The sequence below is a fragment of the Roseomonas sp. WA12 genome, assembly GCF_054165765.1.
In genome coordinates, this window is the sequence record NZ_CM135108.1 from 2,985,620 (window position 1) to 3,008,206 (window position 22,587).

18 protein-coding genes are annotated in these 22,587 nt (G+C 71.3%); 14 read left to right on the forward strand and 4 right to left on the reverse strand.

Going from position 1 to position 22,587, the window contains the following annotated elements:
• The first annotated feature begins 20 nt into the window (after window positions 1-20).
• Entirely contained in the window at window positions 21-761 is a 741-nt protein-coding gene (locus tag ACVBD7_RS14375; RefSeq protein ID WP_458093914.1) for a formyltransferase family protein, read from the forward strand.
• Between the two features lie 68 nt (window positions 762-829).
• On the forward strand, window positions 830-2,089 hold the full coding sequence (locus tag ACVBD7_RS14380; RefSeq protein WP_458093915.1) for a capsule biosynthesis protein: 1,260 nt from the start codon (window positions 830-832) through the stop codon (window positions 2,087-2,089).
• Window positions 2,090-2,095: 6 nt separating this feature from the next.
• On the opposite strand, the gene ACVBD7_RS14385 is transcribed toward ACVBD7_RS14380, so the two are convergent.
• Together ACVBD7_RS14385 and ACVBD7_RS14390 are read right to left on the reverse strand one after the other, a co-directional pair.
• Window positions 2,096-2,872, reverse strand: coding sequence for an SDR family NAD(P)-dependent oxidoreductase (locus tag ACVBD7_RS14385; protein ID WP_458093916.1), 777 nt, complete (start codon window positions 2,870-2,872; stop codon window positions 2,096-2,098).
• On the reverse strand, window positions 2,869-4,665 hold the full coding sequence (locus ACVBD7_RS14390; RefSeq protein ID WP_458093917.1) for a capsular polysaccharide export protein, LipB/KpsS family: 1,797 nt from the start codon (window positions 4,663-4,665) through the stop codon (window positions 2,869-2,871). Before ACVBD7_RS14390 ends, ACVBD7_RS14385 begins: the two co-directional genes overlap by 4 nt.
• Before the next feature lie 41 nt (window positions 4,666-4,706).
• Here ACVBD7_RS14390 and ACVBD7_RS14395 point away from each other — a divergent pair, with 41 nt between their 5' ends.
• Genes ACVBD7_RS14395 through ACVBD7_RS14415 form a run of 5 tightly spaced genes read left to right on the forward strand, consistent with a single transcriptional unit; the run spans window position 4,707 to window position 9,601 of the window.
• Window positions 4,707-5,195 carry a hypothetical protein gene (locus tag ACVBD7_RS14395; RefSeq protein ID WP_458093918.1) on the forward strand — a complete coding sequence of 163 codons (489 nt, stop codon included), beginning with the start codon at window positions 4,707-4,709 and terminating at the stop codon, window positions 5,193-5,195.
• Window positions 5,192-6,019, forward strand: a complete 828-nt coding sequence (locus tag ACVBD7_RS14400; protein ID WP_458093919.1) for an ABC transporter permease — start codon at window positions 5,192-5,194, stop codon at window positions 6,017-6,019. Before ACVBD7_RS14395 ends, ACVBD7_RS14400 begins: the two co-directional genes overlap by 4 nt.
• A gap of 19 nt (window positions 6,020-6,038) precedes the next feature.
• Window positions 6,039-6,689 (forward strand): ABC transporter ATP-binding protein, encoded by a 651-nt coding sequence (locus tag ACVBD7_RS14405; protein ID WP_458093920.1) that lies wholly within the window; start codon window positions 6,039-6,041, stop codon window positions 6,687-6,689.
• Window positions 6,658-7,842 (forward strand): capsule biosynthesis protein, encoded by a 1,185-nt coding sequence (locus ACVBD7_RS14410; RefSeq protein WP_458093921.1) that lies wholly within the window; start codon window positions 6,658-6,660, stop codon window positions 7,840-7,842. The genes ACVBD7_RS14405 and ACVBD7_RS14410 overlap by 32 nt, the downstream gene beginning before the upstream one ends.
• The gene (locus ACVBD7_RS14415; RefSeq protein ID WP_458093922.1) at window positions 7,832-9,601 is read left to right on the forward strand and encodes a polysaccharide biosynthesis/export family protein; all 1,770 of its coding nucleotides are present in this window, start codon (window positions 7,832-7,834) and stop codon (window positions 9,599-9,601) included. The genes ACVBD7_RS14410 and ACVBD7_RS14415 overlap by 11 nt, the downstream gene beginning before the upstream one ends.
• A gap of 71 nt (window positions 9,602-9,672) precedes the next feature.
• On the opposite strand, the gene ACVBD7_RS14420 is transcribed toward ACVBD7_RS14415, so the two are convergent.
• Window positions 9,673-11,898, reverse strand: coding sequence for a glycosyltransferase (locus tag ACVBD7_RS14420; RefSeq protein WP_458093923.1), 2,226 nt, complete (start codon window positions 11,896-11,898; stop codon window positions 9,673-9,675).
• A 157-nt stretch (window positions 11,899-12,055) separates the two neighbouring features.
• Here ACVBD7_RS14420 and ACVBD7_RS14425 point away from each other — a divergent pair, with 157 nt between their 5' ends.
• The gene (locus tag ACVBD7_RS14425) at window positions 12,056-13,429 is read left to right on the forward strand and encodes a glycosyltransferase family 4 protein (RefSeq protein ID WP_458093924.1); all 1,374 of its coding nucleotides are present in this window, start codon (window positions 12,056-12,058) and stop codon (window positions 13,427-13,429) included.
• Window positions 13,430-13,517: 88 nt separating this feature from the next.
• Window positions 13,518-13,802, forward strand: coding sequence for a DUF3297 family protein (locus ACVBD7_RS14430; protein WP_458093925.1), 285 nt, complete (start codon window positions 13,518-13,520; stop codon window positions 13,800-13,802).
• A gap of 22 nt (window positions 13,803-13,824) precedes the next feature.
• On the opposite strand, the gene ACVBD7_RS14435 is transcribed toward ACVBD7_RS14430, so the two are convergent.
• Window positions 13,825-15,372, reverse strand: a complete 1,548-nt coding sequence (locus ACVBD7_RS14435; protein WP_458093926.1) for a cation:proton antiporter — start codon at window positions 15,370-15,372, stop codon at window positions 13,825-13,827.
• Between the two features lie 294 nt (window positions 15,373-15,666).
• Here ACVBD7_RS14435 and ileS point away from each other — a divergent pair, with 294 nt between their 5' ends.
• The 5 genes from ileS to ACVBD7_RS14460 all read left to right on the forward strand — a co-directional run bounded on the left by ileS (window position 15,667) and on the right by ACVBD7_RS14460 (window position 22,454).
• Window positions 15,667-18,525 (forward strand): isoleucine--tRNA ligase, encoded by a 2,859-nt coding sequence (gene ileS / locus ACVBD7_RS14440; protein ID WP_458093927.1) that lies wholly within the window; start codon window positions 15,667-15,669, stop codon window positions 18,523-18,525.
• Entirely contained in the window at window positions 18,525-19,037 is a 513-nt protein-coding gene (gene lspA, locus ACVBD7_RS14445; RefSeq protein WP_458093928.1) for a signal peptidase II, read from the forward strand. Before ileS ends, lspA begins: the two co-directional genes overlap by 1 nt.
• Before the next feature lie 65 nt (window positions 19,038-19,102).
• Complete coding sequence (locus ACVBD7_RS14450) at window positions 19,103-19,663, forward strand: DUF3035 domain-containing protein (protein ID WP_458093929.1); 561 nt, start codon at window positions 19,103-19,105, stop codon at window positions 19,661-19,663.
• Window positions 19,664-19,758: 95 nt separating this feature from the next.
• The gene (locus tag ACVBD7_RS14455; protein ID WP_458093930.1) at window positions 19,759-21,195 is read left to right on the forward strand and encodes a M16 family metallopeptidase; all 1,437 of its coding nucleotides are present in this window, start codon (window positions 19,759-19,761) and stop codon (window positions 21,193-21,195) included.
• Complete coding sequence (locus ACVBD7_RS14460) at window positions 21,192-22,454, forward strand: M16 family metallopeptidase (protein WP_458093931.1); 1,263 nt, start codon at window positions 21,192-21,194, stop codon at window positions 22,452-22,454. The genes ACVBD7_RS14455 and ACVBD7_RS14460 overlap by 4 nt, the downstream gene beginning before the upstream one ends.
• Window positions 22,455-22,587 lie beyond the last annotated feature (133 nt).

The following is a 22,587-nucleotide window of genomic DNA, read 5'->3' on the forward strand; positions in this document are numbered from 1 at the left end:
GCGCCGCCAGCGTCGAGGCGGTGGCGGCCTTCGCGGAGGCCCACCGTAGCAGCCTTGTCCTGCTCGGCCTCTCCAACCCCTATCGCCGGCAGTTGGGTGGCGTCCTCGGCCAGGCCTGGCGGCATCTGCGCCGTTCGGGCCCGCGCATGCTGGGCTATCTCGCCGTGAACATGTCGCTGCCGCGCCTCGCCGCCACTCTCTATCCCCGGCCGGGGCTCCTGCGCCGGCTTCAACTGCCGGTCATCGCGGTGGAGGACGTGAACGGCCCGGCGTTCCGCGCCGCCCTGCTCGAATCCCGGGCAGAGCTCATCGTCACCTTCCACTTCGATCAGATCCTCTCGGCCGAGACCCTCGCCCTCGCACCGCAGGGCGGGATCAACATCCACCCCTCCCTTTTGCCCCGGCACCGTGGCCCAATCCCCACCTTCTGGGCCGGGATGGAGGACAGTCCGGCCTACGGCGTCACGGTGCATCGCCTGGTGCCCCGGATCGATGCCGGGGCGGTCCTGGCGCAACGGGCCTTGCATCTGCCGCGCGGCATCACGGCCTCCGCCGCTGCCCGCCTTCTCCACCTCGCCGCCGTGCCGCTGGCCGGGGAGGCGCTTACCCAACTGTCCGCCGGGGAGCCGGAGGAACCGCCTCCCGAGCCGCTGCCCTACTGCCCCTTCCCCACCCGGGCCGCGCTCCGCGACGGGCGCCGCCGCGGGGTCCGGCTGGTGGGCCTGGGGGACCTGATCGTGGCGCTGCGGGCTCGGCCCTGAGCCGGCCGCGCGCCTGACCCCTTCCAAGCAGGATTGCCGAGGCCACGCGCGACGCATATGGAGCAAGGGTGCCCCCGGAACCCGATAACGCCTCGACGCGGCGCTTCCTGTTCCTTCAGGGCCCCATCAGTCCCTTCTTCTCGGAACTCGGCGCCCGGCTGCGCTCGCTGGGCCATGCCGTCTACCGCATCAATCTCTGCCTGGGCGACAAGCTGTTCTGGCGCGGCCCGGGCGCGGTGGACTTCACCGGCCGGGACACCGAGTGGCCCGGCTTCATCGCGGCCTTTCTCGACGCCCATGGAATCACGGACATCCTGGTGCTCGGCGAGCAGCGCTACTACCACCGCGAGGCGATCGCGGCCGCCAGGGCGCGCGGCATCGACGTCATCGCCACCGATTTCGGCTATCTCCGCCCGGACTGGATCACCTTCGAGTTCGACGGCCTCGGTCGCGACAGCCGCTTCCCGCGGGCGCCCTCGGAGATCCTGGCCCTGGCCGAGACCCTTCCGCCACCCGACCTCGCCTCCCGCCACCGGGACAGCTTTTTCAACCAGGCCGCCATGGACGTGGCGTACCACTTCGTGTCGCTGATTCCCGGCTTCTTCCGGCACTACCGGAGCCACCAGCTCTACCACCCCTTCCAGGTCTATTTCGGCACGCTCTCGCGCATCGTCACGCGGCGCCGGGCGAACCGGCGGGCGGATGCGATCATCGGGCGGCTGCAGGGGCGCGGCCCGCTCTTCCTCATGGCCATGCAGATGGAGACCGACTTCTCCGTCCGTGCCTATTCCCACTACCCCGACCTCGATTCAGCGATCGAGGAGGTGACGCGATCCTTCGCGGCCCATGCGTCGGCGGAGGCGCAGCTGCTCTTCAAGGTCCATCCGCTGGACCCCGCCATCAAGAACTGGCGCCGCCGCGTCACCGGCATCGCGCAGCGGGCGGGCGTGGCGGAGCGGGTTCACTATCTCGGCGGCGGCAATCTCGGCGCCATTACCGAGAGCGTGCAGGGGGTGATCACCATCAACAGCACGGTCGGGCTGCGCGCCATCGTGGACCGGCTGCCGACCCACACCCTGGGCGAGGCGATCTATAAGATCCCCGGCCTGGTGCATTGCGGCCCGCTGGACCGGTTCTGGACCGAGGGCCAGCCGCCCAACCCGGAGCTGCGCGAGGCCTTCCTGCGCGGCATCGCCTACTGCCTGCATATCCGCGGCGTCTACTACGCCCGCCCCGGGCTGGATGCGGCGGTGGAGGCCGCGGCGCACCGGCTGCATCACGGGCTGATCAACCAGCCGGTGGTGGAAGCGCCCGCCCCGATGATCTAACGGCGGCTATCCACCGATCCGAAATCGCAACAACTTCACCGCACGGTCCGCCAGCGGCGCCGGCAGAAGGGACAGCGCCCGCAGCCCGGCCACGAGAGGCAGCGGGAAAACACAGCTCGGCCGCCTGGCCCGCAGCGCCCGCTCGACCCGATCGGCCGCCTGGTCGGTGGAGAGCGAGAAGGGTCGCGAGCCCTGCCAGGCCCTGCCCATGTCGCTCTCGAAGAAGCCCGGCGCGATAAGCGTCACCCCTGCCCCGGTCCCGGTCAGATCCGCCCGGATCGCCTGCCCCCAGGCCCAGAGGCCGGATTTGGAGGCGCAGTAGCCCGGGCTGTCCGGCAGCCCGCGGAAGGCCGCGACCGAGGCCACCAGCCCGATCCGCCCCGCCCGCCGCGCGCGGAAGGCCGGCAGCAGCGGCCCGACGAGGTTCACCGCCCCCAGCAGGTTCACCGAGACCTGGGCCGTCACATCCGCCACCGTCTCCCGGCTGCCATCCGGGCGGCGCCCGGCCGCGATGCCGGCATTGGCGATGACAAGGGAAGTCGGCACCTCGGCATCCCAGCCCAGCACCGTCTCGGCCATCGCCGCGGCGTCCCGCACATCCAGCGCCGCAATCCGGACCGTCGCGCCACGGGCCGCGCAGGCCTCCGCCGTCTTCTGCAGCCCCGCCTCGCTCCGCGCGACAAGGCCCAGCGTCACCCCCGGTGCGGCGAAGCGCCGCGCCAGCGCCGCCCCCAGCCCGCGCGAGGCGCCGGAGACGATCACCCCGCCGGGAAACGCGCTCACCGCCGCCCCCCGATCCGCGCCAGCGCGCCGCGCACGAAGCCCTCCACCCCGCGATGGATCGTGAGCGGCGAGATGCGCCAGACGGCAGGATCCTCCAGCCGGTCCAGCATCACCTCAGGCGGACAGGGCAGCAGCGTCACCGGATCGACGTAGCGCGGATAGAGAATGAGGGCCGCCGCCACGAGCTCATCCAGCGTCCTCGCCATGCCGCGCCGTCCTTCCGGCAAGGGCGCGCGGTCCTCGGTCAGTCCCCATCCGGCATAGAAGGGCTGACCCCAGCAGGTCACGGCCAGGCCGCGCAGCAGCGCCTCGAAGCCGGAAAGGGAGGTCAGGGTGTGGAGCGCGTCCACCTTCGGCAGCAGCGCCGGCAGCGGAACGCCGCCCACCACCGCATCCGCCAGCCCGGCGAGATCCGCCGGCCGAAGGCGCCCGCGCCGGAACCCGGCTTCCAGATCAGGGTGCGGCTTGTACAGGATGAAAGCCTCCGGCTCCGCCGCCCGCACCGCCTTCAGCAGGGCGAGATTGGACCGGATCGCTCCCCCGCCCAGCCGCACCGAGGCATCGTCCTCGACCTGGCCGGGCACCAGCACCACACGCCGGCCGGCGGGGATGTCGGGCAGCGCCGCCTGGCTGGTCAGGTTGTACTTGGATACCCCGCGCCGAACGATCTCTCCCCGAAGCGCCGCGGACCGCGCCAGCAGTGCCGCGTCGTACCCGCCCTTCGCCAGCATGGCTTCCAGGTCGGAGGGCTGGCGCGGGTCATAATAGGCACCACGGGAGTCCAGGCTGTAGGAGGCGCCCGGCAGGAAGCGCGCGCCGAGTCCGCGGGACCGCACGAAGCCGTCCTCGAGCAGTCGCAGCTCCACCCCCTGCCGCCTAATCACGGCGGCCAGCCCGTCCGGGCAGGCGGCGGCCCAGGCGACCACCGCCCCGCCCTCGGCCCGCGCCCGCTCGATCGCGCGGGCGATGTCATGGGTGAAGGCCGGGGCACCGCCACCATGCGCCAGCACCGCGGAGACCTGCCGCCGCTTCCAGCGGGCGATGCCGATGCAGACTGAGATGCGCCGGTTGGACCGCTCCGCTGTCATCCAGTCCGCCAGGAGCGCAAAGCCTTCAGCCCGGCTCCAGGGGCGCCGCCGGAACGGATCGGCCGCGCGGATCCGGGCGAGCAGCGGCACGAGATGCGCACCGGCCAAGTCGTGCGGCACCCCGGCGGCCTCGGCCAGCGCGGCCATGAAGGGGGTCGCGCCATGCAGCGACGTGGCGGCATCCAGCAGCGTCCAGGGCGAGAGCGGCTGCGGAACCCGGCGCAGGCCGGGGGCGGCGGGCAGCACGGGCGTGGCGGAACGGTGGGCGAAGGGGTCGCGTGCCAGCAGCACCGGGCGGCCGGAACGGCGCGCGGTGGCCAGCGCGGCCTCGGCCGTCACCCGCCGCGCCGGATCGCAGGGATCGAGCACCACGGCCATGTCCCGCGCCAGCCCGAGCGCCGCCGCCCCAGGGTCCGGCAGGTCCGGCGGGCCGCCCAACCGCGCGCGGGCGATGATTCCGGCCAGCACCTCCGCCTCCCCGGGCGCCAGCGGCACCTCATCTTCGGTGACGATCAGGGGCGGGGCGTCACGGCCGGCAAAGCAGGGCGGGGCAAAGGGAGCCAGGCCGAATGGCGGCAGCGGGCCTTCGTGCCCCGGCCAGAAGGCAGGGAGGTGCGGCCAGCGGGCCAGAGCATCGAGCACCAGGGGCTCGGCACCGGAAGGGGCGGGATCGGGCCGCCGGATGGCAGGGGCCAGGGCCATCATGAGTTTTTGCCTGCTGCGTCGCGGTAGGATAAACTGCCGTCATGAAGCAAGCCATGCCCTCCGGCCCGGCCGGCGTCCCGCCCGCGGGGCCGGCCCTTCCGGCTTCGGCCCGCGTAAGGGCCGGCCTGCGCTGTGCCCTCCTCCTCGGCCTGCCGCTGCTCGCTGGCTGCAGCACGGGCGTGACCGAGACGAGTTGGTGGAATCCCGTCGGCCTCGGCCCCAGCCCCACCTCCCCTCCGCCTGCCACGAATGTCGTGCTGCCGGCCCGTGCGGCCGACCTGCTGGCCGCCTTCGCCGCCCGCGCCCAGGCCGGGCAAGTGGAAACGGTGCCCTCGACCGAGGGGCGCCTTGTCTCTGCACGCCTGGTCCGCGTCTACAACGCCGCCTCCGGCCGCGAGTGCCGTGAACTGCAGTTCGGGCCGTCCGGCGTCGCCGGTGGATCGCCCGGGGCAACCTACTGCAACGACCCTGCCCAGGGATGGGTCGCAGCCCGGTCCCTGTTGCGCGGCGGTGCGGTCTACCGCCCGTGAGCGCCGCCGGCATGGTGCCGATTCCGCCCGAGCGGCGGGCACGGGGCCACTGGATCATTGAGGGCATCGCCACCCAGGGCCGCGTCATCGGCGCCCTGATCATGCGCGAGATCCAGACGCGCTTCGGCCGCCACAATCTCGGCTTCCTCTGGCTGTTCTTCGAGCCGTTGTTCCTGGGCAGCATGGTCGGGCTGATGCACTCGCTGCACGGCCGGCATTTGCCAGGCGGGGTGGACCCCTTCCTGTTCAGCATCGTCGGCTATGTGCCGTTCTTCATGTTCCGCTCGATCGTGAACCGGGCGGGCAGCGCGCTGCACTCGAACCTCACCCTTCTATTCCACCGGCAGGTCACGCCGGCCGACGTCATGATTGCCCGCAACCTGCTGGAGGCCGCCTCGGTCCTCGGCGTGATCGTGATCATCCTGACCGTATCCGCCTGGTGGGCGGAAATCCTGCCGGATAACGTGGCGCTAATCTTCTTCTCGCTCGTGCTGATGTTCTTCCTCTCGCACGGCTTGTCGATGATGCTTGCCGCGGCCGTCTCGCGGTGGGAGGGGTTCGACCGGCTCGTCCACCCCGTCACCTACCTGATGATGCCGCTCTCGGGTGCCTTCTACGCCCTGCACTGGCTGCCTCCGAACCTGCGCGAGATCCTGCTCTGGAACCCCCTTGTCAGCATCCATGAGGCGATCCGTCACGGCATGTTTGGCGAGGCCTTCCCGACCTATTACGACCTTGGTTACGTGGTCCGCTGCATCCTCGTCGTGACCCTGCTCGGGCTCGCGGCGCTGCGGACGGCGCGGCGCAAGCTCGAGATCTTCTGAGCAGCGTGGCGCCCTTTAGATGGCCCTGATCCTCGAGAATGTCTGGAAATCCTATCCCGTCCGCGGCGGGCGAAGGGAGATCCTCAAGGGCATCAACGCCACCATCGAGCGCGGCGACGCGGTGGGGATCCTCGGCCGCAACGGCGCGGGCAAATCCACCCTCATGCGCGTCATGTCGGGCGTGGAATCCCCCACCCAAGGGCGCGTGCGGCGGGAGATGTCCGTCTCCTGGCCGCTCGGCTCCGGCTTCGGCCTCCAGGCCAGCCTGTCGGGCGCTGACAACGCCCGCTTCATCGCGCGCATCTACGGTCAGGACGTGCGCGAGACGCTCGACTTCGTGCAGTCCTTCTCCGAAATCGGGCAGTACTTCTTCGAGCCCGTGCGAACCTACTCCGCGGGCATGATGGGCCGGCTCCTGATGGGCCTGTCCTTTGCCGTGAAATTCGACTGCTACCTTGTGGACGAAATCATCTCCGCCGGCGACCAGCGCTTCGTCCAGCGCTGCCAGACCATGCTGGAGGAACGCCTCGGGAATGCCTCCCTGCTGATGGTCTCGCATTTCGCGGACCATATCAGGCAGTATTGCCGCACCGCCGTCGTGCTCCGGAACGGCCTGCTCGAGCTGTATGAGGACATCGATGAAGGTATCGCCGTCTATCAAAGCCTTTGATCCGGCGTCGCCGGCGGCCGGGGTTTCCGTGCCGCAGCGCCGCCCGTCGAGGCTGATCAAGACCCTGAAGAAGTGGCGCGGCTTCCTGCTGGCCGTCGCGCTGCCCACCGCCCTCACGGCCGGCTACTTCTACGGCATCGCGGCCGGGCAGTATGCCAGCGAGGCCCGCTTCCTCGTGCGCGCACCTTCCGCGAGCGGCAACATCATGAGCGGCTCGCTCGGCGCGGCGCTCGGCAGTGCCGGCTTCAAGCCGGTCCAGGAGGAGGCGATGGCGGTGCGCGACTATCTCTCCTCGCAGGATGCGGTCCGAGAGCTGCGGCAGACGGTCGACCTCGTCTCCATCTGGCGGCGGCCGGAAGCTGACCTCCCCGCCATGCTCATGACCGACCAGCCGACCGCCGAGGCCCTCACCCGCTACTACCGGCGCATGGTGAAGGCCGAGTACGATTCTGAGTCCAGCAGCGTCACCGTCCATGTCCGCGCCTTCCGTCCCGAGGACGCGAAGGCCGTGGTCGAGGGGATGCTCCAGATCTCCGAGAAGCTCGTGAACGGCCTCAGCGAGCGTCAGCGCGCCAACACGATGGGCGACGCGCAGCGCGAGGTGGAGATCGCCGAGCGGCGCGTGATCGCGGCCCGCGCGGCGCTGACCGGTTTCCGCCAGGAGGAGCGCGCCCTCGATCCGACGCGCGAGGCGGCCTCCAGCATGGGCAATGTGGCGGGCCTTGAAGCCGCCCTCACCCAGGCGCGGGCCGAGCTGAGCGAGAAGGCCGGGTTCATGCGGCCCGACAACCCCCAGATCGGCGTTGTCCGCAACCGGATCGCCTCGCTCGAGCGCCAGATCGGTATCGAGCGCCAGCGCCTGACCGGTGGCAGCCAGGCTGCCCCGCAGCAGCTCGCCGGCTACGAGCGCCTGATGCTGGAGCGGGAATTCGCCGACCGGCAGCTCGCCTCGGCGGTCGGAAGCCTTGAATCCGCGCGGGTAGACGTGTCTCGCCAGCAGCTCTACGTCGCCCGCGTCACCCAGCCGCAGATCGCCGAGAGCGCCCAGTATCCCCGCGCCGCCTTCATCGTGGGCAGCGTGTTCGCCGTGCTCTGCGTGGTGTATGGCATCGCCTCCCTGATCCTCGCCGGATTTCGTGAACATGCATCCTGAACGCCGTGCGTCGCACGGGCCCGCCCTGGCGCTGGCCCTGCTCTCCGCGGTCCTGTCCGCACTGCCGGTCGACTTTTCCTGGGCCCAGTCCGGGCCGCTGCAGCAGCCTGTTCCCGGACGGCTCGGGCCAAGCATAGCCCAGTCCGCGGCCGCCCCGCAGTCGGCGGAAACCCTCCTGCCGGATTTCAGCAGCCTGTCCCGTCCCGGCTCGACCACCGAGGCCGAGGGCGGCGCGACGGTCACTGGCCCGCTGGGGGAGCCGCGGCGCGCGGCGGGTCCCTCCACCGCTGTCTTCGGCGCAAGCCTCTTCGCGCGCGGCGCACCGGCGGCGGCGGACACGCCCAATCCAAACTACGTCATCGGCATCGGCGACCGCGTTTCAGTCCGCGTCTGGGGCGCGGTAGAGTCCGAGGCGGTCGGCCAGGTGGACGCGGACGGCAACCTGTTCCTGCCCTCGATCGGCCCGATCCGCGTCGCCGGCACCCGCTCGGGCGACCTGCAGCGCGTGGTCGAGACCGAGGTGCGCCGCATCTACACGCAGCAGGTGCAGGTCTATGCCGTGCTGCTGAACGTTAACCGGATCGGCGTCTTCGTCACCGGCTTCGTCCGTTCCCCTGGCCGCCATGTCGGCACCGGCATGGAGAGCGTGCTCGACTACCTCATGCGCGCCGGCGGCGTGGACCCGGCCCGCGGCTCCTTCCGCGACATCGTGATCCAGCGCGGCGGCCGCACGGTGCAGACCGTGGACCTCTACCCCTTCCTGCTTACCGGTCGGCTCACGCGCTTCCTGTTCCAGGAAGGCGACACGATCGTCGTGAACAAGCAGGGCGCGCTGGTCAGCGTCGATGGAGCCATCCGCAACAACTACCTGTTCGAGGTACCCGGGCGCGCCATGTCGGGCGAGGAGCTGATCCAGCTTGCCGGCCCGTTACCCTCCGCCACCAACGTGGTGGTGCGCGGCACGCGCAACGGCCAGCCCTGGTCGCGCTACACCACGGTCACGGAACTCCGCCGCATCTCCCTGCTGGACCAGGACGTGGCAAGCTTCATCACCGATGCCCCGCCCCAGACCATCCGGGTGAGCATCGAGGGCAGCCGCATCGGCCCCTCCGTCCTGATCGCGGACCGCGACATCGGCCTTTGCCAGTTGCTTGACCATGTGGCGGTCGATCCGGTGCTGGCCGACACCAAGTCGGTCTTCGTGCTGCGCCCGACCGTCGCCGCCCAGCAGCTGCGCACGATCAACGAGACGCTGGACCGGCTGGAGCGGCAGCTCTTCAACGCCACCTCGCTGACGACCGGCGTGGCCGAGATCCGCGCCAGTGAGGCCCAGCTCGTCGCCCAGTACATCTCCCGCGGACGCCGGGTGCAGCCGGAGGGGCGGCTGGTCGTCTCCGACAGCTCCGGCCGTTGTAGCGACACTCGCCTGATGGATGGTGACGTGATCGTCGTCCCCGAGCGGAGCGAGCTGGTGCTGGTGGCGGGCGAGGTGGTGACGCCCCAGGCGATCCTGTGGCGCCCGAACCTGCGGATCGAGGATTTCGTGAACCAGGCGGGCGGCTTCACCCAGCGCGGCAATTTGTCCAACATCATGATCCGCCGCCCCAGCGGCGAGCTGATCCTGGACCCGCGCGAGGGCCCGCGCCCGGGCGACGAGCTGATCGCGTTGCCGCGGCTGGACCCGAAGCTCTTCCAGGTAGGCCGCGATATCCTGCAGCTCATCTACCAGAGCGCCCTTTCGGCCCGCGTCTTCCAGTAGGGAACCGAGGCTGGTCGGCGAATGGGCGGGCGGTGCCGGAAGGCGCCGCCCGCTTCGTTTGTGGGGCCGGGTCAGCCCGGGCGGATCGGCACCAGGATGCGGTTCTCGAGATAGAGCATCCGGTCGCCCGGTGAGCGGCCATGCATGACCGCGACTGAAACCACCCCAATCCCCACCTGGATCGGCGCCTCCCCTTCCCGCGGCAACGGGGTACCAGGCAGGCGATCCAGCGTGATTTCCAGATCCGGCCCGCCTTCCGCAATCTCCAGCGCCAGCTCGCCCACCGCCTCGGCGCGGATCTCCGCCGTCACCGCCGCCGCGTCCCGACGCCCGAGCGCCACGCGCAGCAGCCCCCCTGCCCCCGGCGGCGCGCGCAGGGCGAGGGAGATCCGGGCTGGTCCTGCCGACGGCGCGGACAGGCGCAGAACGGCGCGGCCCGGCTTCGTCCAGGCACCCCAGTCCTCGGACGGGTGCCAGTTGCCACCCTCCAGCACCAGTTCGGCCCGGGCCAGGCCCGAATGCGGCCCCGGCGATCCGCCATGGCCGAGAGGGATGGCCTGGCAGAGCGGGAGGGGCGGCGGCGGATCCCGTTCCTCCGCGGCCAGCCGACGGGCGGCGGCCAGGAGATCCTCGGCCACCTCCGCCCAGGGCCGCAGCCCGCCATGCCGGGGAATGCGCGCGGCGGCGGCGACCAGGCGCGCCGGATCGGCAATCAGTCCCTCGGCCGCCGTGGCCAGGTCCTCGGCAACATTAGGGGTGAAGAAAACCGCGCCGTTCCGCCCGCTTTCCATCAGCGCCGGGATCTCGGCGACGACCGGGACACGGCGGTGGAACAGGGATTCCGAAACCGGCAGCCCCCAGCCCTCGTGCCGGCTGGGATACAGGGTGAAAAGGCAGCCACGGTAGAGCCGCGCGAGCGCGCGGTCGTCCAGCTCGTGCAGCAGCGTGACCCGAGCGGCGAGCCGGGGGTCCGCGGCCAAGGCGGCGAGGATCGGCCCGTCCCCCGGGGCGCGCCGCCCGGCGAAGACCAGCCGCGGCGTGCCCGCTGCCCCGCGCCGCTCGATCAGTCGTCCCCAGGCCTCAAGGGCGAGGAGATGGTTCTTTCGCGGCTCCAGGCTGGAAACGAGCAGCACATAGGGCTCGTCCGGCAGGTCCGGATGCGCCGGGCCCGCCGGCGTCATAGGCGCGGGCGGGGCGGGGTGCGAGTGGAGCAACGTGGAGAGTGCGCCCAGGCGGCGGGATGGGGCGACGGCAGCCGGTGCTTCCTCGGCTTCCTCCATGGCCGAGCCGGGCCGGCCGTCGGGCGGCACGACCATGACGGGCGGCGCCGGCCAGTCTGGCAGGTGCCGCGCCATCAGCCGCCGGTACTCCGCCGCGGTGGCGTGTGAGACGGCGATCACCCCGTCCGCCAGCACGGGCAGGCTGGAGAACCAGCGCCCGAACTCCGCCCGCAACCCGGGCCCGGTGAATTCGGGCAGGACCAGCGGGCCGCAATCATGCAGCACCGGCACGTGCCGGCCGCCGGCCGAGCGCAGCGCCCGCAGGGCCGTGGCGTAGCGGGGAAGCCACCACGCGCTGCCCAGCGTCACCAGCACCGTGCCCGGACCGACCCGGAGGGCATGGCCGCGGCGGAGCCAGTCCTTCAGCAGCCCGAGCGCGTCCTGCCAGGCCGGCTCCTCCGGATCGGCGCCGCTTTCGGAAAGACGGTGCAGGCGAAGGAAGATGGGTGGCGGCAGAACGCGCCAGCTTCCCTCCTCCGGATGCATGGCGCAGAGCGTCACCTCGCCCATGGCGGCCGCCGCGATCTCCGACTGGACGCGCTGGATCCCGCTCGGCACCCGGCGGTGACCGTACCAGCTCACCAAGTCCGACAGGTCGAGAGCGATGCCCGCTTCCGCCCGCGGTGGCGGCAGCTGCGGAAGCGAATCGCGCCACTCCGCCCATGCGCCCTGGTCCGCAGGGTTCAGCAGGAAGGCGCGGCCATAGGACTCCGCCGCGGCGCCGCGCCGGCCGAGCAGCTTCAGCGCGTGCCCGATCTGCAGGTAGATGTCCGCGTCGCCGGGGTCCATCGCCTCAGCGCGACGGTACAGCGCCAGGGCGGCGGCGGGGTCGCCATCCTCCTTCAGGCAGTGCCCGCGCTGAACGAGGATGCCGCGGTCGCCCGGCCGCAGATCCAAATAGGCGCCATAAGCCTCGGCCGCCTCGGCCCAGTGGCGCGCATCCCGCGCGGCATCGGCCCGGGCCAGCAGATCGCCCGCGCGCTCATCCTCTCCGGCCCTCTCCTCCGCCACCCTCATCCCCCGTATCCTGCCCGCCGAACATGCCGTGCCCGGCCTCGCCAGACCAGCGCAGGGCCCAGCTCCCGCCCTCCCGCGCCCATTTCCGGGACCTTGGGGCGGGGACTTCGGCTTCCGTGACTTCGGCTTCCGGCGAACCTCGTTTAGAACAGAACAGATGCGCCCCAGAATCCTGATCGACGGCTTCAACCTCGCGCTGGAGCACGGCACCGGCGTCTCCACCTATGCGCGGAACCTGTCCTACCGGCTGGGCACTGCGGGGGCGGAGGTGGAGGTGCTGTACGGCCGCCACGTGAACCCGAAATGGAGCGCCCTGATCAAGGAGATCGCCTTCTTCGACGATCCCGGGATCGAGCGCATGACCTTCACCCGCCGGATGCGGCGGCTGCGGCGCACGCTGATGGCGGGCCTGGGCGAGACAGCCACCGAGATCCCCGTGACCGGCCAGGTGGTGGCCGACAACTACGCCTCCCGCATGCCGCATTTCGACCGGCTGTGGAACGTGGAGGACGTGTTCAACCGCTCCCACAACCGCTTCAAGATGTTCCCGCGCTCCGTGCCGGTGAACCTGCCGGGCGGGGCGCCCACCATCGCGCACTGGACCTATCCACTGCCCATGCGCATGCCGGGCGCGAAGAACATCTACACCTTCCACGACCTGGTGCCTCTGCGCCTGCCCTTCACCACGCTGGATCACAAGCGCCGCTACTTCCGCCTGTGCCGCATGCTGCTCGCCCAGTCCGACCACATCATCACCGTTAGCGAGGCGTCGCGGCGCGACATCATCAACCTCCTCGGTGCCCCGCCCGAGAAGGTGACCAACACCTACCAGTCCGTGGAGCTGCCGCTCTTCCTGACCAACAAGCCCGAGGACCAGGCACGGGACGAGATCCGCGGCGCCTTCGGGCTGGAATGGAAAGGCTATCACCTCTTCTTCGGCGCGATCGAGCCGAAGAAGAACCTCGGGCGCCTGATCGAGGCGCATCTCGTATCGGGCATCGACACGCCGCTCGTGATTCTCGGCAAGCAGGCCTGGAAGAGCGACCAGGAACTGCAGCTGCTGTTCGAGGACCACCAGCGCTGGATGACGAATCAGGGTGAGAGCAAGCTCACCCAGCGGAAGCTGCGCGAGAAGATCATCCTGCTGGACTACGCGCCCTTCCGCTTGCTCGTCTCGGTGATCCGTGGCGCCAAATCCGTGCTGTTCCCCTCCCTCTACGAGGGATTCGGCCTCCCGGCGCTGGAAGCGATGAGCCTTGGCACCCCCGTGCTCACCTCCAATACCTCCTCCCTGCCCGAGGTGGTGGGGGATGCAGCGGTGAAGGTGAACCCCTACGATATCCGCGCGATGGTCGAGGGCATCCGCGCCCTGGATGCCGACGAGGAGCTGCGCGAGCACCTCTCCTGGGCCGGCCGTCGTCAGGCGGCAACCTACAGCGCCGCGGCCTATGAGCGGCGGCTGGCCGATGTCTATGCCCGGCTGGGCGCGACGCTGGAGCCCGGCTCCGCACAGGCCGCGCCGGAGGAGTGATTGGCGCACCCCTTGGACTCCGCGCCCCGCCTTCCGTAACACCCTCCGCCCCGATCTCGATATCCCGACGCCCATCAAGGCCAGCCCCATGAACGACGACACCGCCCTGCCCGACCGCCTTTCCACGGACCCGGGCAGCCCCTTCTTCAACGCCGAGCTGCTCGAGCGCGGGGTGGGCATCCGCTTCAAGGGCGTAGAGAAGAACAACGTCGAGGAATACTGCGTCAGCGAGGGCTGGGTGCGGCTCTCGGTCGGCAAGGCCGTCGACCGCAAGGGCAAGCCGATGACCATGAAGCTGCAGGGCAAGGTCGAGCCCTATCTGCGCGAGCCGACCGAGGCCGAGCCTGCCGGCGGGGCTGCGCCGGACGCCTAATGGCCGGGGCCGGGGCCGGGCCTCAGCCCGGCCGCAGCCGCGGATCGGCTGCCAGCTCCATCAGGTCCAGCTCCTCTTCCACCGCGTGGAAGGCATCGTCGCCGATCGTGCCGGCCCGGCGAAGGTTCTCCAGCGCGTCGCGGGAGGCATCCACCGCCCGACGCTGCAGCCGCGCCGTGCTCTCTGGCGGCACGGACCCGCCAAGGGCGGCGCGGGCGCCGAGTTCCCGCAGCAGCGTGTCCCGCCCCGGGGAGGGCGGCGCCTGCTCCACCAATTGCATGGCCGCGCGGGCGCTCTCGGTGCGGGCCCGCACCACCTCGGCCTCCACCGCGCCGTCATCGGAGAGACCCAGCCGGCGCAGCAGCGGCCCGAGCGTCGTGCCCTGCAGTCCCAGCGTGACGAGCACCACGCAGACCGAGGCGAAGACGATCGCGTCGCGAAAGGGCAGGTCCTCCGGCAGGGCGAGGGCGGTGGCGAGGGTGACGACCCCGCGCATGCCGGACCAGCCGATGACCAGTCCCCCGCCCGCCGTAGGCTCGGCCAGCACCCGCCCGCCGCGCATCCGCGGCCCGAACCGCGCGACGCCCCAGCGTGCGAGGGTGTTGAAGGCCATCACCCAGACGAGCCGCGTCAGCACCACCGCCGCGCAGGTGGCCGCCGCCAGCAGCGCCACCTTCTCCCAGGCGCCGTCGATCCGGCCAACGATCCCGCGCAGCTGCAGCCCGATCAGCAGGAAGGCCAGGGCGTTCAGCACGAAGACCGCCACGTCCCAGACCGCATAGGAGGCGATGCGCCGCCGCCCCCCGATCCGACGCGGCGCGTGGCGGGCCAGGGTCATCCCAAAGACGACGACGCTGATAATGGCCGAGAGGTGCAGCGCCTCCGCCACCAGCCAGGCGCCGAAGGTGCCGAGGAACTGGACGAGGGTGTTGATGGGAATGTCGTCGAACATGCCATCCACCCAGGCCAGGTGCAGCCGCGCCACCGCCCAGCCGAACAGCGCGCCCCCGCCCGCCGTCAGCAGCAGCATCGGGCCGGCATCGAAAAGGGAGAAGGTGCCCGTGGCCGCCGCGGCCAGGGCCATGCGGTAGATCAACAGCGCGCTGGCATCGTTGAACAGGCTCTCCCCCTCCAGGATCACCAGGATGCGGTGCGGCGGGCGGAGGCGTCGGAGCACGGCGGTCGCGGCGGAAGCGTCCGGCGGCGCCACGATGGCCCCGAGCGCGATGGCGGCCGCCCAGGGCATCTCCGGCAAGCACCAGCGCGCCACCAGCGCCACGGAAGCGACCGTGATCCCCACCGCGACCAGGGCGAGGGTCGCCACGGGGACGAGGTTGTCGCGCAGGTCGCGCGGGGAGGCATCGAAGGCTGCGTCCAGCAGCACCGGGGCCACGAACAGCACGAGGACCAGCTCGGGGTCGGGCGTGATGGCTGGTACGCCGGGAATGAAGGCCGCCGCAGTGCCGGCCAGGGCCAGCAGCGCCGGATAGGGCACGCCGATGCGCCCGGCGAGGGTAGAGAGCAGGGCCGCGGCTAGCAGCAGGGCGATAATGGTTTCGAACAACTCCATGCCGGCAGCCTAAGGGCCAGGGGCCCCGCTGCAGAAGCGCTGGCGCGCCGGGGCAGCTCCGTTCCATTCCGGCCAGGGCATTCGCCCGCCTTTCGGGCAGGGCTGGCTTCCGCGCCGCTCGCTTGACCCCTGCCCCGCCCCCTCCGCATATGGCGCCCATGCCTCTCCGGCCGCAGCCAGCCCCCATGCGGGCGCGAATTCCCGGCCCGGTCCCCCTCTAGGGGCCGGGGACAAACCGCAGCGCCTGCCCCTTCGCCGCCCGCCCCGAGCGCGGCCCTGAGACCCGGACCACCCATGACCGACGCCCCCGCCCCCGAAGACGCCAAGGCCCCTGACACCAAGGCCCAGCGCCGCGATTATCGCGGCACCGTCTTCCTGCCCAAGACCCCCTTCCCCATGCGCGGCGACCTGCCGAAGCGCGAGCCCGCCACCCTCGCCCGCTGGAAGGCGCAGGACCTGCGCGGCCAGTTGCGCGAGCGGTCCCGCGGGTTGCGGAAGTTCGTGCTGCATGACGGCCCGCCCTATGCGAACGGCCCGCTCCATATCGGCCACGCGCTGAACAAGATCCTGAAGGACGTGATCAACCGCGCCGCCCAGATGTCGGGCCGCGATGCCGATTACGTCCCGGGCTGGGACTGCCACGGCCTGCCGATCGAGTGGAAGGTCGAGGAGGGCTATCGCGCCAAGAAGCAGGACAAGGACAGCGTCCCCGTCCTCGAGTTCCGCGCGGAGTGCCGCGAATATGCCCGCCACTGGCTGGGCATCCAGTCGGAGGAGTTCCAGCGCCTGGGCGTGCTGGGCGACTGGGAGAACCGCTACGCGACGATGGACTTCACCTCCGAGTCGGTGATCGCCGAGGAGATCGGCCGGTTCCTGATGAACGGCTCGCTCTATCGCGGCTTGCGCCCGGTGATGTGGAGCCCGGTCGAGAAGACCGCGCTGGCGGATGCCGAGATCGAGTATCACGACGTCACCAGCCCCACGCTGCACGCCGCCTTCCCTGTCGTCAGCACGACCGTGCCCGGGCTGGAGAACGCCCGCGTGGTCATCTGGACCACTACGCCGTGGACCGTTCCTGCCAACCGCGCTGTCGCCTATGGCGAGGAGATCGACTATGCGCTGGTGCATGTGGACGGCATCGCCGAGGGCTCGCTGCTCGCCACCGGCGACGACCTGATCGTCGCCCTGTCGCTGCTGCCCGCCTTCGAGAAGGAGGCTGGCCTCACCGCGCATTCCGTGCGCCGCGTCATCAAGGGGGGCGAGTTCGCCGGCACCATCCTTGCGCACCCGCTGCGCGGCTGGGCCGCCGGCGAGGGCGCCTATGACCACGACGTGCCGATGCTGGCCGGCGATTTCGTCACCGCCGAGGCCGGCACCGGCTTCGTGCACATCGCGCCCAGCCATGGCGAGGACGACTTCGCCCTCGGCCGCGCCAACGGCCTGCCCGTGCCCGAGATGGTCGGCGACGACGGCACCTACACCGTGCAGGCCGCCGGCTTCACGGGCATCCATGTGTTCAAGGCGCAGGATGCCGTCTGGGCCGCGATGGAGACGATGGGGACGCTGGCCGCCAAGGGCAGCCTGCGCCACAGCTACCCGCATTCCTGGCGCAGCAAGAAGCCCGTCATCTTCCGCGCGACGCCGCAGTGGTTCATCGCCATGGATGACGGGAACCAGATCCGCGCCAAGGCGCTGCGCGCGATCGACGAGACGCATTTCGTACCGGACCAGGGCCGCAACCGCATCGGCTCCATGGTCGCCGCCCGTCCGGACTGGTGTATCTCCCGCCAGCGCGCCTGGGGCGTGCCGATCGCGGTGTTCGTCGAGAAGAAGAGCGGCGAGCCGCTGCGCGATCCCACGGTCATGGAGCGCATCCTTGCCGCCTTTCGCAAGGAAGGGGCTGATGCCTGGTACCAGCCCGGCGCCGCTGCCCGCTTCCTCGGCAACGAGCGGAACCCTGACGACTACGAGCAGGTGATGGACATCGTGGACGTGTGGTTCGAGAGCGGGAGCACCCACGCTTTCGTCCTGCCCGACCACAACCTGCCCTTCCCCGCCGACCTCTATCTGGAGGGCTCGGACCAGCATCGCGGCTGGTTCCACTCTTCCCTGCTCGAATCGGTGGGCACGCGCGACATCGCGCCCTTCAAGGCCATTCTGACGCATGGCTTCGTGCTGGATGAGTCCGGCCGGAAGATGTCGAAGTCGCTCGGCAACGTCACCGCCCCGCAGGAGGTGACGAAGGATTATGGGGCCGACATCCTGCGGCTGTGGGTAATGAATTCCGATTTCGCGGAGGACCTCCGCATCGGCAAGACCATCCTCGGCCAGCAGGCGGAGCTGTATCGCCGCATCCGCAACACGCTGCGCTGGCTGCTCGGCAGCCTGGACGGCTTCACCGAGGCGGAGAAGGTGGACTATGCCGAACTGCCCGAGCTGGAGCGCTTCATCCTTCACCGCGTCGCCGAGATCGACGCGCGCATCCGCCGCGCAGCCGAGGATTACGACTGGTCCGGCGTGATGCCGGAGATCCACAATTTCTGCGCCTCGGATCTCTCCGCCTTCCTGTTCGACGTCCGCAAGGACAGCCTCTACTGCGACCGCGCCGATGACCCGCGCCGCCGGGCCGCGCGCACGGTGCTGGACGTGCTGCATCGCTGCCTCTGCACCTGGCTGGCCCCTGTGCTCGTCTTCACGGCGGAGGAAGCCTGGCTCGCCCGCTTCGGCGAGGGCGCGGACAGCGTGCACATGCAGACCTTCCCCGAGATCCCCGTGGAGTGGCGGGATGAGGCCTTGGCCACCCGCTGGGCCCGGGCGCGGGCCGTGCGCTCCCTCGTCACCGCCGCGCTTGAGAAGGCGCGCGCCGCCGGCACCATCGGCAGCTCTCTCCAGGCCGCGCCGGAACTGTTCCTGGGCGAGACCTATGCCGACCTGTCCAACCTTTCCTGGGCCGAGCTCTGCATCACCTCGGACCTGAGCCTGCTCGGCACGAAGCCCGAGGGCGACGAGGTGGAGGAGGGCGAGCACGCCGCCGCCCGCTTCCTCCCCGCCCCGGGCAACAAATGCGAGCGCTGCTGGCGCGTGCTGCCCGAGGTCGGGCGCTCGGCTGCGCACCCCACCCTGTGCCTTCGCTGCGAAGCGGCCGTCGCCTGATGGCCGCCCTCAATCTTCGGCGCGGCCTGATCCTCGCCCTCCTCGTCCTCATCGCCGACCAGGCGAGCAAGTGGTGGGTCCTGGAGGTGCTGAACCTGCAGGAACGCCGGAACGTGCCCGTGCTCGGCGGGGGAGGGTTCGGGCTGGACATGACCATGGTCTGGAACCGCGGCGTCACCTTCGGCCTGCTCTCGGGCAGCGCGCCCTGGCATGCCTGGGTGCTGGCCGGGCTGGCGGCGGCGATCGCCGTCTTCCTCGTGCGCTGGATGGCCAAGGCGGAGAACCGGCGCACGGCGCTGGCGCTGGGCGCCATCGTCGGCGGTGCGGTGGGCAATGTGATCGACCGTGCCCGCTTCGGCGCGGTGGTGGACTTCGTCGATGCCTATGCCTGGGGTTGGCACTGGTACGTGTTCAATGTGGCGGATGCGGCCATCGTGCTCGGCGTCGTCGTGCTGCTGATCGAGGCCGTGACGGCCCGCCCCGTCGCCTCCGGCCCGGCGGGCACGAAATGAAATACGCCTGGCCCGCAGCGCGCTGTTTCCGCAAACCCTGCACCCCTGCTAAGGATGCGGCCGCCATGAACCCTCGCCCCCTCCTCCTGGCCCCGCTGCTCCTCCTCGCTGCCTGTGGCGGCGACACGGCCCGCACGCTCGGCCTCACGCGCGAAGCCCCGGACGAGTTCCAGGTGGTGACCCGCGCGCCCCTCTCCATCCCGCCCAGCATCGGCGCCCTTCCGCCGCCCCGCCCGGGTGCCCAGCGCCCGCAGGAGATGACGGCGCGCGAGCGCGGCGAGAGCACCCTCGCCCCCGCCACCCTTCTCGGCGAGAGCCGGCGCGACCGCCCGACGGGCGCGGAATCGGCGCTGCTCGCCCAGGCCGGCCAGGCCTCGGGCGCCACCGCCACCGGCAATATCCGCCGCCAGGTGGATGAGGAGAGCCTCCGCCTCGACCGCCCGCAGCGGAACGTGGTCGAGCGGCTGATGTTCTGGCAGGACCCGCCCCGCCCGGGCACCGTGGTGGACCCCCAGCGGGAGTCTCAGCGCCTCCGTGAGAATTCCGCCCTGGGTCGCTCGCCCGAGGATGGCGAGACGCCGATCATCCAGCGACGCCAGCGCGGCCTGCTGGACGGCCTGTTCTAGGCCGCCCGTTGCAGAACGATCGGTTCGGCGGGTTGTCACGCAATGAAACCCGCCCGGACACTCCCGCCGGCCAAGCCGCACCCCACATTCCAGGAATGCCATCCCTGACCCGCCGCGCCGCCCTGGCCACCGCCGCCGCGGCGCCCGCCGCCCTGGCCACCCGCGCCGCAACTGCCCAGCCCGCGCCGGGCGCCTCCCCGGCTCCCGCCGCTCCGCTTCCCACCCCGGCCCCCATCCCTGCCGACCGTCCGCTCTTCGGCGCCAATCTCTGGCAGATGCCGAACGGGCTTCGCGTGGCCCATGTGCCCACCCGCGGTGCGCCCGTGGTGGCGCATTACCTGTTCTACGGTGTCGGCGCCGGGGATGATCCCGAGGGCAAGTCCGGCCTCGCCCATTTCCTCGAGCACATGATGTTCAAGGGCAGTGCCCATGTGGCGGATGGCGAGTTCTCCCGCCGCGTCGCGCGCGAGGGCGGGCAGGACAATGCCTTCACCTCCCGCGACGTGACCGCCTATCACCAGACCGTGGAGGCCACCCGCCTCAAGCTGGTGGCGATGATGGAGGCCGACCGCCTCCGTGCGCCGCTCTACCCCGCCGATGGGGTGGAGCCCGAGCGCGCCGTGATCCTGGAGGAGCGCCGCCAGCGCACCGACAGCAACCCCCGCGCCCGCTTCCGCGAGACCTATGACGCCGCGATGTGGGGCCGCCAGCACTGGCGCGGCCGCCCGATCATCGGGTGGCCGGATGAGATCCGCGGCCTCAGCCGCGAGGATATGCTCGCCTTCCACCGCCGCTGGTACAATCCGGCCAATGCCGTGCTGGTCGTCGCCGGGGCCGTGGACGAGGCCGCGCTGCGCCGGGTGGTGGAGGACGAGTATGGTGGCGCCGAGGGCGGCGAGCCGATCGTCCGCCGCCGTGCCGAGCCGCCCGCGGCCCCGCTGGAGGCTCGCGTCATCCGCAACGATGCCGGCGTGCGCGAAGCGCAGATGGTCCGCTCCTGGATCGCCCCTACCCTGACCTGGGGGCGCGATGGCGCGGGGATCCGCCATGCCCATCCGCTGGAAGTGCTGGCGCATCTGCTGGGCGGTGGTCCCGGCTCGCGCCTGCACAAGGCGCTGGTCCAGAGCGGCCTCGCGGTCGCGGCCGGCGCCAGCTACGACAGCGACGAGCTCGGCGCAGACGCCTTCGCCGTCTTTGCGACCCCTCGCGGCGACACGCTCCCTTCCAAGGTGGAAGCCACCATCGAGGAGGAGATCGCCCGCCTGCTGGATGGCGGCGTGACCACCGAGGAGGTGGCGCGCAGCCAGCGCCAGCTCACCGCCGGCGCCCTTCTCTCGCTGGACGGGCTCGGCGCCGCCCCCCGCCTGCTGGGCGGCGCGCTGGCCATCGGCCTGCCGCTCGACGCCGTGGAGCACTGGCCCGCCCGCATCCGTGCCGTGACGCCCGAGGCGGTGACCGCCTCAGCCCGCGCCATCTTCACCCATCCCTCCACGACGGGATGGCTGCTGCCCGAAGGCGTGCGCGCGCCATGAGCGAGACCATTCCCAGCGGCTTCACCCTGCCCGTGCAGGTGGTGGAAGCGGCCGGCGTCACCGCATGGTTGGCGGAGGACCATGCGGTTCCCGTCGTCTCCTTTGCCTTCTCCATCCCCGGCGGTTCCGCGCTGGATCCCGAGGGGCGGGAGGGCGCCGGCGCCCTGGCCGCTGCCCTGCTGACCGAGGGCGCGGGCGACCTCTCCGCCAACGCCTTCCAGGAGGCGATGCGCGATGCCGCCATCTCCTTCAACTTCTCCGCCGACCGGGACGAGTTCTCCGGCAATTTCCGCTGTCTCAGCGACGCTCTTCCGGAAGCCACGCGCCTCGCCCGCCTCGCCCTCTCCGCCCCGCGGATGGAGGCTCAGGACGTCGAGCGGGTGCGCGCCCGTGCCATCGCCGGTGCACGCCAGGCGCTGGAGAACCCGCGCGGGCAGGCCGGCCGTGCCTTCTGGGCCGCCGCCCTGCCCGGCCCCTTCGGCCGCCCGCCCGGCGGCACGGCGGAGACCCTGGCCACCCTGCCGGGCGAGCTGCTGAAATCCGTGCCCGGCCGGCAGTTCCGCCGCGGCGGCCTTCTCGTCGCCGCTTCGGGCGCGATCACGGCCGACCAACTGCGCGACGTGCTGGCCGCCATTTTCGGCGATTGGCCTACAGAGGCGCCCTCCGGCTTGCCGACGGTCCCGCCCTTCGCCGCGCGTGGCGTGCAGGTGCTGACGATGGACAGCCCGCAATCCGCGGCGGTCTTCGGCCAGCCCGGCCTCGCGGTGGATGACCCGGACTGGGAAGCGGCCGGGGTCGTGATGCGCGTGCTTGCCGGTGGTGGGTTCTCCTCGCGCCTGATGAACGCGGTGCGGGTCGAGCGCGGCCTGGCCTATGGCATCGGGGCCGGGCCCGAGCCCGTGGCCGGCCGGAGCATCATCATCGGCTCGGTTGCGTCCGAGAATGCGCGCATGGCCGAGACGCTCTCTGTGCTCCGGGGCGAATGGGCCCGCATGGCCGCCGCTGGCCCGACCGATTCCGAGCGCGAGGAGGCCATCGCCTATCTCACGGGCAGCCAGCCACTCTCCTTCACCTCCACGCGGCAGGTGGCGAACATCCTGCTGGCGCTGCGGCGGAACAATCGCCCGCTGGACTGGCTGGCAAACCGCCCTGCCCGGCTCGCGGCTCTCTCGCGCGAGAAGCTGGCGGAGGTCGCGGCGCGGGTGCTGCAGCCGGATGCGCTGGCGGTGACCGTGGTGGGCAAGCCGGAAGGCCTTTAGCCCAGCCTTTTACCGAACGGGCCGCCATCCCGGGGGACGGCGGCCCGTTTACGTTTCTGGGCACCCGGTCAGACCACCCGCGCAGCCGTCACCGCCAGCGGCGGTCGTTTGCTGATGCGCCAAGCGCCGGACA

Bases quoted from the DNA above. Each gene is read 5' to 3' on its own strand.
- ileS (WP_458093927.1), top strand. From the start codon at position 15,667: ATGACCGACGCCCCCGCCCCCGAAGACGCCAAGGCCCCTGACACCAAG.
- ACVBD7_RS14395 (WP_458093918.1), top strand. From the start codon at position 4,707: ATGAAGCAAGCCATGCCCTCCGGCCCGGCCGGCGTCCCGCCCGCGGGG.
- ACVBD7_RS14450 (WP_458093929.1), top strand. From the start codon at position 19,103: ATGAACCCTCGCCCCCTCCTCCTGGCCCCGCTGCTCCTCCTCGCTGCC.
- ACVBD7_RS14425 (WP_458093924.1), top strand. From the start codon at position 12,056: ATGCGCCCCAGAATCCTGATCGACGGCTTCAACCTCGCGCTGGAGCAC.
- ACVBD7_RS14435 (WP_458093926.1), bottom strand. From the start codon at position 15,372: ATGGAGTTGTTCGAAACCATTATCGCCCTGCTGCTAGCCGCGGCCCTG.
- ACVBD7_RS14405 (WP_458093920.1), top strand. From the start codon at position 6,039: ATGGCCCTGATCCTCGAGAATGTCTGGAAATCCTATCCCGTCCGCGGC.
- lspA (WP_458093928.1), top strand. From the start codon at position 18,525: ATGGCCGCCCTCAATCTTCGGCGCGGCCTGATCCTCGCCCTCCTCGTC.
- ACVBD7_RS14460 (WP_458093931.1), top strand. From the start codon at position 21,192: ATGAGCGAGACCATTCCCAGCGGCTTCACCCTGCCCGTGCAGGTGGTG.
- ACVBD7_RS14430 (WP_458093925.1), top strand. From the start codon at position 13,518: ATGAACGACGACACCGCCCTGCCCGACCGCCTTTCCACGGACCCGGGC.
- ACVBD7_RS14420 (WP_458093923.1), bottom strand. From the start codon at position 11,898: ATGAGGGTGGCGGAGGAGAGGGCCGGAGAGGATGAGCGCGCGGGCGAT.
- ACVBD7_RS14390 (WP_458093917.1), bottom strand. From the start codon at position 4,665: ATGATGGCCCTGGCCCCTGCCATCCGGCGGCCCGATCCCGCCCCTTCC.
- ACVBD7_RS14455 (WP_458093930.1), top strand. From the start codon at position 19,759: ATGCCATCCCTGACCCGCCGCGCCGCCCTGGCCACCGCCGCCGCGGCG.
- ACVBD7_RS14415 (WP_458093922.1), top strand. From the start codon at position 7,832: ATGCATCCTGAACGCCGTGCGTCGCACGGGCCCGCCCTGGCGCTGGCC.
- ACVBD7_RS14410 (WP_458093921.1), top strand. From the start codon at position 6,658: ATGAAGGTATCGCCGTCTATCAAAGCCTTTGATCCGGCGTCGCCGGCG.